The organism is Shewanella sp. S1-49-MNA-CIBAN-0167, from assembly GCF_040310145.1.
In the GTDB taxonomy this organism is placed as follows: domain Bacteria; phylum Pseudomonadota; class Gammaproteobacteria; order Enterobacterales; family Shewanellaceae; genus Shewanella; species Shewanella psychromarinicola.
Genome location: NZ_JBEOPO010000007.1, coordinates 1 through 13179, shown reverse-complemented (window position 1 = coordinate 13179; position 13179 = coordinate 1). Strand labels below are relative to the sequence as shown.

General features: G+C 41.9%; 10 protein-coding genes. 7 read left to right on the top strand and 3 right to left on the bottom strand.

Annotated features, from left to right (window positions below):
* Positions 1-67 precede the first annotated feature (67 nt).
* On the top strand, positions 68-1159 hold the full coding sequence (gene alr, locus AAEZ00_RS04550; protein WP_351075136.1) for an alanine racemase: 1092 nt from the start codon (positions 68-70) through the stop codon (positions 1157-1159).
* A gap of 160 nt (positions 1160-1319) precedes the next feature.
* On the opposite strand, the gene AAEZ00_RS04545 is transcribed toward alr, so the two are convergent.
* Positions 1320-1796, bottom strand: coding sequence for a chemotaxis protein CheX (locus tag AAEZ00_RS04545; RefSeq protein ID WP_351075138.1), 477 nt, complete (start codon positions 1794-1796; stop codon positions 1320-1322).
* 876 nt (positions 1797-2672) lie between these two features.
* Positions 2673-3350: a TorF family putative porin gene (locus AAEZ00_RS04540; RefSeq protein WP_351075140.1), complete on the bottom strand. Its 678-nt coding sequence runs from the start codon at positions 3348-3350 to the stop codon at positions 2673-2675.
* 567 nt (positions 3351-3917) lie between these two features.
* On the opposite strand from AAEZ00_RS04540, the gene nrfD reads away from it, so the two are divergent.
* The 3 genes from nrfD to AAEZ00_RS04525 are packed head-to-tail and all read left to right on the top strand — an operon-like array spanning position 3918 to position 8625.
* Complete coding sequence (gene nrfD, locus AAEZ00_RS04535; RefSeq protein WP_351088400.1) at positions 3918-4814, top strand: NrfD/PsrC family molybdoenzyme membrane anchor subunit; 897 nt, start codon at positions 3918-3920, stop codon at positions 4812-4814.
* A gap of 9 nt (positions 4815-4823) precedes the next feature.
* Positions 4824-5540, top strand: a complete 717-nt coding sequence (locus AAEZ00_RS04530) for a 4Fe-4S dicluster domain-containing protein (RefSeq protein WP_101034081.1) — start codon at positions 4824-4826, stop codon at positions 5538-5540.
* A 4-nt stretch (positions 5541-5544) separates the two neighbouring features.
* Entirely contained in the window at positions 5545-8625 is a 3081-nt protein-coding gene (locus tag AAEZ00_RS04525; protein WP_351075143.1) for a molybdopterin-dependent oxidoreductase, read from the top strand.
* Between the two features lie 262 nt (positions 8626-8887).
* Here AAEZ00_RS04525 and AAEZ00_RS04520 read toward each other — a convergent pair whose 3' ends face one another.
* Positions 8888-9850, bottom strand: coding sequence for a LysR family transcriptional regulator (locus AAEZ00_RS04520; protein WP_351075145.1), 963 nt, complete (start codon positions 9848-9850; stop codon positions 8888-8890).
* 445 nt (positions 9851-10295) lie between these two features.
* Here AAEZ00_RS04520 and AAEZ00_RS04515 point away from each other — a divergent pair, with 445 nt between their 5' ends.
* The 3 genes from AAEZ00_RS04515 to AAEZ00_RS04505 form a co-directional block, all read left to right on the top strand.
* The gene (locus tag AAEZ00_RS04515; protein WP_351075147.1) at positions 10296-10817 is read left to right on the top strand and encodes a hypothetical protein; all 522 of its coding nucleotides are present in this window, start codon (positions 10296-10298) and stop codon (positions 10815-10817) included.
* 490 nt (positions 10818-11307) lie between these two features.
* Entirely contained in the window at positions 11308-12357 is a 1050-nt protein-coding gene (gene dusA / locus AAEZ00_RS04510) for a tRNA dihydrouridine(20/20a) synthase DusA (RefSeq protein ID WP_351075149.1), read from the top strand.
* A 585-nt stretch (positions 12358-12942) separates the two neighbouring features.
* Positions 12943-13179: hypothetical protein (locus tag AAEZ00_RS04505; protein WP_351088399.1), on the top strand; the 237-nt coding region annotated here is incomplete at its 3' end.

The following is a 13179-nucleotide window of genomic DNA, read 5'->3' as shown; positions in this document are numbered from 1 at the left end:
ATGCATCAAATCACCTAACAGGCAGTAAAACGTGGCGTGTTATTTATTGTTTAATTAGGGCTATCTATTGAAACCTTTTCCCCGTGCAGAAATTAGTCGTTGTGCTTTACAAAGTAACCTAGCGCAACTGCGTCTTATTGCGCCAAATAGCAAAGTGATGGCTGTGGTTAAAGCCAATGGCTATGGTCATGGCTTATTAAATGTGGCTGAAAGTGTCGGCAAGTATAATGGCGGCGCAGATGGGTTTGGTTTAGCAAGGCTTGAAGAAGCGCTGCAGCTCAGAGACGGCGGCGTAAAAGGTAAGCTTCTATTATTAGAAGGTTTTTTTCGTCAGTCAGACTTACCAATATTGGTGACTCATAATATCGACACTGTGGTGCACCATGAATCGCAATTGCAAATGCTGGAAACTGTCAGTTTAGAGCAACCTGTTACTGTATGGATAAAAATCGATACGGGTATGCATCGTCTTGGCTTTAGCTTGGCGCAGTTTGATGATGTTTATCAACGTTTACAAGCGTGCCCTCAAGTGGCGAAACCGATTCATTTTATGACTCATTTTGCTTGTGCTGATGAGCCTGATAATCAATTAACCCAGTTGCAAATAGATGCTTTTGAACGCAAGATAAAGTCGCTTGAAGGCGATTGCACTTTAGCAAACTCAGCCGGTACTTTGTTTTGGCCGTCGAGCCAAGCCGATTGGATAAGACCCGGTATTGCGCTTTATGGTGTATCTCCGCTGGCTGGTGATAAAGGGAGTAACCATAAACTTGTGCCTGCCATGGAGCTGGTGTCTAATCTCATCGCCGTGCGCGAGCACAAAGCGGGTGACAGTGTCGGTTACGGTGCATTTTGGACAGCAAAAAAAGATACCCGTCTAGGTGTGGTAGCAATAGGTTATGGTGATGGTTATCCACGCAATGCGCCAGAAGGCACGCCAGTATGGATTAACGGACGCCGAGTGCCAATAGTGGGCCGAGTGTCGATGGATATGTTAACCGTTGATTTAGGTGCTGATGCGCAAGATAACGTGGGTGATAATGTACAACTGTGGGGTAAGGCGTTGGCGGTAGAAGAGGTTGCCGAATATATTGGCACTATTGCTTACGAGTTGGTCACTAAATTAACCCCACGAGTCTTGGTTGAGCTGCTTGATTAGTCATACCATGCTCTGGTGTTATGCCCAATACGCAGTCGCGGCTTGGGCATGTTAGTTTATGGCTGTTTGACAGCATTATTGAGAGTATTTTCGAGAGTATTCTTGATGGTATCAGAGTCGGCAATCTGGCCGGGTCATTTCAATCTATCTGCGACATTGATTACACCGATTGCACATCCTCAAAACAAATTTCAATAAAGGCGCTGCCATATTCGTGGGTAAACGGCATTAATATTTTTTTACCACGTGCTTTGTGGGAAATCGTATGGTTTTTACCAGAGACTACGGCGGGTGTTGCCATATCAAACTCATAGCCTTTTTCGCTGAGTAAGTTTTTAGCGCCACCGGTGACCATGTTAGTGAGCTCACCGACTAAATCAGTCACTTCATCATTAATAACCCCAGGATTTTCAGCTAACATTTTATTCATAATTTCAAGGATTAATGTTTTTTCGAAAGTAATTGAAAGCGAACCGCGAGTTTTAGGGCCCACCATACCAATCAAGCCAGATACATCACCTTTAGCAATATCATGGTTTTTTAATTGAGGTTTACCAGGTTTTAAATCCATTGTTGCCATGGTAGAGATAACATTGATTAAAGACACAAGAAATGGGTTGATGAATTCAACGTTCATAGGCTAAGCGATCCTTCTACATATAAAGAGTGGTGATAAGGAATAGTTAAGGGAATAAAGAGGGCTCACGGTACACGGCCCAATCATCATAAACCACCAAAGGTGCTGATGATGATAAATACTGACTATATCAGTAAAGTGGAATACTGCTTCTAGCTTAAAACACAAAAATGAAATGGAAAGAGACATGTGCCGCAGAAATTACTTTTGTATATCTAATCAGCTATTTAGCACCATAAACCCATTGCCCTGGTAAAGCTTAAGTGGTGTTGAATATTTAAACAAAAGGCTAGGGTAGATAACATAATGATCAAGATTAACGGTCGGTATTAACTAACAGCATTAACCATCAGTATTAATTAACAACATAGACGATAAGTATCAGTCAATAACGTTAACTATCAGTATTAACTAATAACATTATTTAATACTGGGTAGTACAGGATCATGGATAGGCTGTTGATGTTGAGCGCATAAAAATGGGTGGATCAGCACAATTGTAAGTTAGGCAACTAAAACGATGAAAGAGTATCTGTCTGTTTTTGCTATAATTTACCGAATATTGACTAAATTAAAATGGGGCGTTAATGGTAAAGTAAAATATTTTCCCGAAAACGAGTATATTGAAGATTTTAATCCCACAAGTGCTCATGCTGATAATTGGTTATTGCAGACTTAATTGCCGTGCGTGGGTGAATGAGGGACGTTGATTGGTTTTATTGCGTTACTCTTTCTAACCTTATTTTAGCCAATTTAATGCTGATATTATTACGTTTTTTCTTGTATTAGGATTATAGTGGAGCACATGTTATGTGTACCCCACTAGAATACTTTTAGTACTCTGAACCTACTTTCACAGTTCTATTCTAACTAAGGTTAAAAGCTGTAGGCTAAACCAATCATATAATGATCATTGTTAAATTCGTGATAGCTGACTTCCAGCATCAGATCCAGTTGTGACAGTAAAGGATAGTTATAACGCAGTGCAATATCATAAGCGCTATCAGCCACTTCTCCATCGTCATCAAACTCATAAGCTTCGGCATCGGTAAAGAGGCCTGCATGTGCGACTAGGCTGCTATCGTTAAATAGCGACAATGAGTAATTTATTTCGGTATACCAAGTTTCTAGATCTTGGTCGTAATTAACCGCCAGATTCATTGCTTGGTAATCTACTGACAATGCGTACTCGATGGTATCGCCACCTGCGGCGTAAGTGTATTTCATGGCATTAAAACCGAAACCTAAGTCGTCATTGACCATTTGATAATAACCAGCATAGTAGTCGATTTCATAATCTTTAATGACATCATCCGCGTCTTCATAGCGATAGGTTTCAAATGCGGTGCCTAAATAAAAACCGCTGTCATGTTCCACCATAAGGTCGGCTTGAAGTGATGGCTTATCATCACTAATGGTTTGTCCTCGCCAAAGGTAATTGCTCAATCCCATCATCACTCCTGACGTTGTAAATTGGCTCTCTTCGGCAGCAACCGTCTGACTGGCACTTATAGCCATTGCCATAATGCACGATGACAGTATTAATTTTTTCATTATTAACCCTTATATTAAATAGTTTTCTATTTGCTAGTTAGTATATTTATTATGTTTAATTATTTCGCTATTCACTTTACAAGCTTTTAGTTTAATTTAATAAATTGATTTTTAAAAATATCGAAATGCTTGCAACTTTATATTCGTTTGTGATTTTGGTTTTTATTTTAACTTTTTAATAAATGCTTTTTTTGTTTTGTGGGATATGGTTTAAATATAAGTTGTTATTTTTTGTTTTAAGATGATTTTTTATTATTTATCTTAAGTCATTGATTATTTTTAATTTAATCTTAAGTGTGGTTTTATTGTTTTTCGGGAAATGGTTTTTTCGAAATTTATTAAACATGGGTAGAGTCTAATAAAATAAATTGAAATTATATTTTACGGCTTTGTGTGACTTAGTGCTATTTTCGTTTTTATTAATATTAGGTATTATTTTGTCAACGGTTAGTTTTTAATTTTACAGTTTTAAACTGGCCTTGATTAATTATGCTTTCCTTTAGTTGTCGGTTTTGTGTGAATAAATAATCGTCAGTAAAGGTATAAATATTATAATAAGGGATATTTATGAACGAAGTTCATTGGGGGTTGTTAGTCGCAGCCTATCTATTTTTAGCCGGAGCAGGAGCCGGAGCACTTTTTATTAGTGGTTGTCTCGTGCTATCTAATAAAATTCAAGTGCCGCATCACTTAGATACGGCAAAAATAAGTGCCATTGTGGGTACGCTGTTATTAATTATTGGTACGGGAATGATCGTATTCGATCTCACCTCATTCCAATACGGGATTGCTCATGCTGATATGAGTAAATTCTTCCGTTTCTATCGCCTATTTATGACTTTCGAGCCAAGCTCCATGATGAGCATAGGTACTTGGTTGCTGACGTTGGCGATTATCTTTGCCTCGCTCTTTTGCCTCTCATTTAGATCGAACGCTAATCAGCCTAGCTATAGCCGATTATTGGCAACGATTAATGTGATCTTGGCTATCTGCGTTGCTTCATATACTGCATTACTTATTGGTGATATCAGCCATAACTTGGTTTGGTCAAACAGTATTCTGGTGGTGATATTTTCACTGTCGGCCCTCTCTTGTGGCGCTGCTGTAGTGCTGATGGTCAAAACTCGTCTCAAGATAACCGATATCAACCACTCCTTCGCTAAATCAGATGCTGCACTGTTGGCGCTGGAGTTACTTACCGTGTGTGTGTTCGCCTACTCGATTCGTAACATCAGTATATTCAATGGAATAGACAACCTGTTGTCGATTTCAAGTGATGCCGGTGCTATTTGGTGGATAGGTGCCGTTTTAATCGGATTAATTATTCCATTATTGCTGAATGTAACGTCAATCATTGGCAAGACCGCGGCGTCTCATAGCAAAGAGTATCTGTTAGCTGTGTTGATATTAATAGGCGCATTTTGCTTGCGCTACTCGGTTTTACTCTCTGGTCAGTATTATTAGGAGTCTACGATGCTAGATAGAAGAAGAGCCCTCAAACTATTGGCTGGCGGTGCAATTGCGACAACTGGGGTGATGTTTATGCCTGCGGGCAACGCGATTGCAGCGATTCGTCAACAAGGTAAAAAGCGTCTGGCCATGGCGATCGATCTTAGCCGATGCAACGGTTGTAAAGCCTGTGTTGTCTCATGTGGCATAGAAAATGGTACCAAACCCGATGAACATCGCACTCAGGTGATCCAAACCAGTGCGGAAATTGGTAACAAACAGTACGCATTTAATCTGCCAATCATGTGTAACAACTGTGAGGATCCCTCATGCGTGTCTGTTTGTCCAACGGGCGCGACATTCAAGCGTGAAGAAGACGGCATAGTCGTCGTGGATTCTACGCTTTGTATAGGGTGTAACTACTGCATCCAGGCGTGCCCATACAGTGGGGTTCGTTTCACTAATTCGACAACGGGTACCGTCGATAAGTGTAACTTCTGCATTCAACGTACCTCTAGAGGCTTGTTGCCGGCTTGCGTAGAGACTTGTACCGGTGGTGCACGTGTTTTTGGGGATATTAACGATGTTAATAGTGAAATATCCAAACTGCTCAGTCAGAGTAACCCTATGGTGCTGCAGGCGAGCAAACAGACTTCACCGAATGTTTTTTATATTGGCTTGACGCAAGAAGAGAGCAACACCGCGTTTAGTATACATTCTCCTCAATTGTGGCAGAGGTAGCACCATGGATCGTAGAAAATTTTTAAAGGCGGGATCGGTCGCCGCAGTAATGACAGCCGGTACAGTAAGTACCAACGTTATGAGTTCCGCTCGCAGTAAAACAAGTGATGCAGATATTAATAAATATGCACCCACTTCATTAACGCCTGAGTATAGCTTCGATGCTGACAACAAATTGATCGCAAATCCGGAACAGCGTTTCGCGTTTTCCAAGTGTTACGGTTGTTTCAATGTTTGTGGTGCGCGATTGAGTATCGATAATAAGACCGACAAGGTTTTACGGGCTGTGGGTAACCCCTACACCTTGACCAATAAGGCTGGTCAACCAATGACAATGGAAACATCGCCCAAAGATGCCATGTTCCAGCTATCTGCGGCCAGTGGTTTAAGCCAAAGTAATCGGGCAACCCTTTGTGGTCGTGGTAACGCCGTTCCCGATGCGTTCGATGATAAACACCGCATTACCGCTTGTATGAAACGAGTAGGTAACCGTGGTGATAACAAGTGGCAAAGCATCTCATATGAACAAATGCTAAAAGAGGTCGTTAATGGTGGCGATCTCTTCGGTGAGGGACATGTTGAGGGCTTGAAGGCGATTCACGCTAATCCCGCATTAGCTAATCCGGCTTATCCTGATTTTGGTCCGGTAAAAAACCAGTTGCTGGTTTCAACGTCATCTGAACAAGGTGCACGTGCCGATTTCATGCATCGTTTTGTCGCTGAAGCATGGGGAACGCCCAATATTGGCACTAAGGACTCTTATTGTGGGCACCAGCAGGTTGCAGGTTGTGCTTTAGGTTGTTTCGACGCTGTCGATGAGATGGCGCTGCCTCAAGTCGATTATGAAGAGTCAAAGTTTGCTATTTTCATCGGCACTAACCCTGGTCTCAGTGGTAATGGCTTGAATGTAGGCTCTAGTCGTTTAGCCAAGGCGCGTACCGATCGTGATGACTTTAAGTATGTGGTCATTGATCCTATTCTGCGCTCATTGACTTCAGAAACTGACACCACAAATGGTGAGTGGCTACCGATCAAATCAGGTGGTGATACTGCATTAATGTTCGCCATGTTGCAGTACATCATTAATAATGACCGGTACCGTACACCCTATTTAGAGGCGCCTAGTCAGGCAAGCGCTGATGCCGTCGGTGAGATGAACTACACCAACGCCACTTACCTAGTGGTAAAAGATAAAAAACACCCTCTTTATAACCAGTTTTTGACTGCACAGGCCTGTGGGTTAGGCGATGCGGAAACGAAGATGGTGATAGATAAGCAAACCGGTAAACTGGTCACGGGTGACAGCGAACTGGCGGCAACATTATTCTATAATGACATCGTAACCCTAGGCGATGGTTCACAAGTACAGGTTGAAACTGCGTTTTCGCTACTCAAGCAACGCGTCAACAGCCATTCCATGCAAGCGCTGTCAAAGCGTTGTGAAATACCGGTGGCGAAGATAGAAGAGTTGGCCAAGGAGTTTACCTCCCATGGTCGCAGTGTCTCTATGGAAACCAATACCGGTTGTAACGCTACCGATGGCGGTCAGTTTGCCTTTGCGATGATCATGTTGGCGACTATGGTTGGCGCACACAATGCCAAGGGCGGCATGATGCATATGGGCGGAGTAGGTTATTCCACCATGTATGATATCTATGACGGCCCACTGTATAACTTAATGGATTTTGAACACACAGAGGTGACCGGTTTCAATGCCGAGCGTTCTGGTGATTATGAACAAAGCCATGAGTATCAGCAGAAAGTAGCCCAAGGGCTTAATCCATACCCAGCAAATGAGGCATGGAACAACACCTTTGTGCAAGATAACAGTGGCGAATTGCTGGTGGCCCATGCTAATAAAAACCCATTTAACTTCAAGGCGTGGATCACCTGGTCAACTAACCCGATTTACGGATGCTCTGGCTTACAGGATCAGGTTGAAGACTCGATTAAAGATCCGAAGCAACTGGGCTTGATCATTGCGCTCGACCCTTATATTAACGAAACCAATGTTTTCGCCGATTATATTGTCCCGGATACGCTTCAATATGAGGCATGGGCAAGTTCACGTATGTGGGGCAGCGAATATATTGGTGATGTGGCTTGCGTTCCTGTTGTCGAAGCGCGCACCGCTAAAACAGCCAAGGGTGAGCACGTCAATATGGAGCAGTTCATCATTGATGTCAGTAAAGCGATCGGCTTAAAGGGATTTGGCGATAACGCATTTACTGATGTTGCAGGTAAATCATACCCGCTCAATACACCAGCTGACTTCTATGTACCGTTATTTGCAAACATTGCTCATACAGGCACTGTATTACCTACACCGACGGATGAGGACATTAAGTTCACCAGTGTCGATCGTGCTTTACCTATGTTCGAAGCGCGCCTGAAGCCGCAAGAGATTGGACCAACAGCGTTCATGCTAACCCGTGGTGGACGTTATGAGCGTGTCGATGAGCGTTATGAAGGCGAGTTTTTCAATGCGGCAATGCGCATGGATACTCAGTTTCAGATTTATAACGAATCATTAGCCAGAGTAAAGGACTCCTATACCGGTGAGTGCAATGATGGTCAGCCTGTTTATGATGTTGATAGATTCTGGGATGGTTCAGCGGTTCGAGATCACTGGAATGAAAAGGACTATCCGTTTAACTTCTCCACCTTTAAACTGCAGATGAGAAGTCCATATTCGGTTGCCCTGCCGCGCATCACAGCGTTAGGTGAAACAAACTATATTCAGTTACATCAGGATGATGCCGCTAAATATAACCTTAAATCTGGCGATAAGGCTCAGGTTCTTTCACCTAAGGGCAAATATTTAGAAGGGATCGTTCAGGCGGATAAGACGGTTGCTCGGAACACTATCGTCATTGGTATGGGTTATGGCCATACCGCATTCGGTGCCAGTGCTGTTGAGGTGGATGGTATGGTGCGTCCGGGGATCAAAGAGCGTGGAACGGGTATATGCCCTAATGCGTTCAATGTTGTCGACCCAACCCGAAAAGGTGCCAGCCTTTACCGCGACAGAACCTTTGGTTCAACGGCAAGACACGGTGTTCCCGTAGGGCTCAAGAAAGTATAAAAGTGATTGATTAAACCATAGGGTCCCCTCGTTATTGAAAATGGTAATGAGGTGGGCCTGAATTGTGTTTATTTATCCTGAACTCGGGATAATGAGTGAATATTCATCTTTTTCTACATTTAGGCGTGGGTCGTTGTGCGCTTAGCTGACGGAGACGTTGCTCCCCATCCCGTCGGCGCTAAAACACCTTTTACTCTATGCCCTCTATTTATCTGATCAAAGGATAAATAGAGGCTTTTTTATGAAGCTCGTACTCGCCAGTTTAAGACTCCATCGCCAGATACCATTCATATTTAATGGTGTTAAACAATTGCTGCTTGAGCCAGTGGTGAGTCGGTGACTGGTTAATTTCGGAGTAAATCAGATAATTTCCTACTTTGCGTCCTACGTTGATCATACCAAGCAGTTGTTCGGTAAGCTCATGGGGCAGGGTACAAGTTTGTATAGGCGAAACTAAGTTATAGTACTCGCGGGTAAAGACATTGCAGCTCATCGAAATTGAATTAGTATCGATAATATGACGACTCAGTGCGGCGATATTATCTGTCGCACCAGTGATTCGAAGACTCTTTCCCTGTTGTTTCGCTATCTGCTCTAGCAGTGGTGAGCAGAGGTCATTAAAATTATCTAACTCAAAATAACCATACTTACATAGGTTGTCGACAGTCAGTTCATTATCGAAAACCGGATGACCAGCCTTGGCGATTAAAAACATCTCTTCAGTGGGGGAGATCATTTCGCTGATGATTTTATGGTCTTTAAAATTTTCGTATACCACGGCAAAATCGATTTCACCGTGCTCGATGGCTCGGCTGCAGTCGGTGGATAAGGTTCTTATCTCGAATGTTAAATTTGGAGCTTGTGGTAACACGAATTCATTGATGACTTTATTTATTACGTAGGTAAATTCGTTGAAGGCATAGATCTTAAAATGCCCCTTAGCAGTTAGAGGATTGAACTCAGTGTGGTTGTGCTTGAGAACCTGATAACCATGTAAAAGATGCTTAACGCAGGGTAAAACCTGTATCGCTTTATCGGTTAATACAAAACCCTGAGCCCGACGAACAAACAGTACATCCTTGAATATGTCCCTTAATATACCGAGATGGCGACTTACCGATGAAATACTCATGCCTAATTCGTTAGCAACTAAGCCTGCATTCAGGTGTCGACTTACTGATTCAAAAACTATTAAAGAGTGATAATCTAGTCGTTCAACATTCATATTTAATACGCATTAATTTTTTTAAATTTATCATATGCTGATAGCTACTAACAGCAAGCTTGAGAGTTTAAATTTGAGCGGTGACATTGAATTTAGACAGTCCACGAACTCATTGGAGTTGAATTTTTTTTAATGCGGTTATGAGTTGTGTTAATGCATTATCGATTAATCTTTTGTCCCGTTTGTTACTTCAAGCTATGAGTTTAAGATCATGCAAAGCAGGATAGGTATCGATGATTGGCTTATCGTCAACATTCACGTTAAACATGGATTTTGCTATGCGTAATACTTCCTTATGCAACTAATATCAACCGGGAGAGTTTGTGCCGCGGGGAAGGTTGGGCGACTTTTTTCGGTTTAAGCAAAAATTAACAACAGCTCTTAACATGGCCATCCACGATTACTGGCTGTTGTACAATAAAAATAACTAAATAAGAGGTGTTCTATGGATGGAAAATCATTAATCGTTATTTTAATAATGATGTCTGTATCTGTATCTGTATCTGCTTCTGCAGAAGTATACAAGTGTGCGGATGGTAAGTATCAAGCAGACCCATGCGACGACCAAAGCGAACCGTTAGATTTAAGTAATGTAGGCAGCGTGGTTGCACCATCAAGAGGTTACCCTGAAAACCTAACTAACGAGACAATAGATGCAAGGCAGCAGGATAGTCTTGTTAATGCGCGTGATAAAAAAGCTGAAATCGCTCAATACTTACGTAAACAAAAAATTGAACGTGAAATTAGAAACCTCGAAAAAGAAAGGACAAAAGCGTTCAAAGATCGTGATGACAAAATCGAGCAACTGCGCACAACAGGTAAGCGAGCTAACAATAATTTAGCCGGTGCAACTTGGCAGCAAAGTCTAGCGCAAGAAATGACCGCTGTAATGCAACAGGGAAATACAGAAGTCGAATCAATTGACCGTCAAATATCAGTGCTTAGGTCTGAATTAAAACAACTGTAAATCAAACACGCTAATCAATGACCGCTGCAGCCAATCGGTAGTCTTTTTTTGCGAAAATATATAAATCCATATTATTTAATCCAAGTTAAGTCATCGAGACATCTCGGTCATTTAGCTTTGTGCTGTCTAAAGGATATACCATGAGTTTTAGAGATAAAATCATTAACCTGATCTGGTGAGGCCTGAGACTTATAGACCCTTGGTCTCCAAATCCATTTTTTCTATTTCAGCAACTCTTTACTCTCCCCAAGTATCAGCAGTTAACTTTTTGGTAAAAGTTCTTTGCTCCGTGTATGATATGTTGCCTTTTTTCTTTACGCGAAATAAGCAACGGTACTTACTTCTACCATCAGCTTTGTCACGTTTTTGAATGCTATAAGAAGCCATAATTTCGGGTTCCCCATTTCCATTTTTCCAATTAATTATGGTTCCCTATTGTTTCCCCCGTGCAACTAAAAATATCTTAAAATGTGTAACAGTAACTCAAAATATGAGAGTAGTTAATTCAGTGAATACAACGCCTAAGCTAGCCACACCAACGGATACACTCGATCGCACCTTTTCCATTGCGCCGATGCTGGATTGGACCGATCGCCACTATCGTTACTTTGCTCGTTTAATGTCGAGCAAAGCCTTGTTGTATACCGAGATGATCACCACGGGTGCGATATTGCAAGGTAAGGGCGACTATTTGGCCTATAACACTGCAGAACATCCACTGGCGTTACAGTTGGGTGGCTCTAACGCGGTTGATTTAGCGGCGTGTGCCAAATTGGCTGCTGAGCGTGGTTATGATGAGGTGAACCTGAATGTGGGTTGTCCGTCTGATAGAGTACAAAATGGCCGCTTTGGTGCGTGTTTAATGGCCGAGCCTGAGTTAGTTGCACAATGCGTTGATGCGATGAAACAAGTCAGTGATATTCCGATTACAGTCAAAACCCGTATTGGGATTGATGAGCAAGACAGTTATCAATTTTTAACCGACTTTATTGATATCGTCAGTGCCAAAGGTTGTGGTGCTTTTACTATTCATGCGCGTAAAGCCTGGTTGCAAGGCTTAAGCCCGAAAGAGAATCGTGAGATCCCGCCGTTAGATTATGATCGGGTGTATCAATTAAAGCGCGATTATCCACAGTTGAACATCAGCATTAACGGTGGCATTAAAACGTTAGACGAAGCAAAGCTACATTTAGCCCAGCTTGACGGGGTGATGGTGGGGCGTGAAGCTTATCAAAACCCGTATATGTTGGCGCAAGTAGATCAACAGTTGTGCGCAATCGATAAAGTGGTGATTACTCGCCAACAAGTGATAGAACAAATGTTACCTTATATTGAAGCGCATTTAGCCCAAGGCGGTCGTTTAAATCATATTACCCGTCATATGATTGGTTTATTTCAGGGCTTACCAGGTTCGCGTGGCTGGCGTCGGCATTTGAGTGAGAATGCTCATAAGCCCAATGCTGATATTGGGGTTGTGCTTAACGCCGCTGAATTTGTCGATGCAAAAGCACTCGCCAGTGACGAATCTACTTTGATATAATTCTCGTTATATAGAGGTTATGTCACCAGATTATGTCGCGAGCTTATGTCGTGAATAAGACGTGAAATAAACGGCCAGACAGACATGTTGAAAACAGCTGTTAGCATATAAAAAGCGCCTATTATTAGGCGTTTTTTGGTTTTGTCTCTCGCTAGAATCGCTAGCGGAACCATAAAGCCTGCTAAACAACAGTGTCTAATACCATAAGCTAGACAGTCACTAATACAGTCACCGACATTTTCACACTTCAACCACTAACCCAGTCACCAAGTTAACCACTAATCTCTGCTACAGCCTCTCAGTTGGCGGTGATATTTCGCTATTTATTGCTACTTTTTAGCCTTGCTATAATACTGCATAAAAATCGCTGGTCATTTTCACTAACTAGATGGTGATTTTTACTACCTGTTGGTTTTTTGTTCTATATTTTAGTTCATTTATATTAACGATAATTAATTAATTTAGTCAATTAATTAGCAGGTTACTGTTGTTTTTTAAAGTTGGCACGCTGCTTGTAATACCTATTGTATAATCAACTAGACGAGTGTTTAGTTGTCATCAACCAGCACAATAAAGGATTCCATTATGTCTATTTTAACTTCAACTAACGTTATTCGTCGTAGTGTTCAGTTATCAGTTGCTGCAGCATTATTGGTTACCGCCAGTGTTTCGGCACAGGCTGATGAAATGTCAACCGCTAATACAGTTGCTGCACTTGAGCAGACTATGACCCAAGCTAGTCAAGAAATGATTGCCAATGTAAAACAAGAGTTAATGTTGTCGTTGCAAACTCAAATAGCTGAACAGGTATTTGAAATGAAT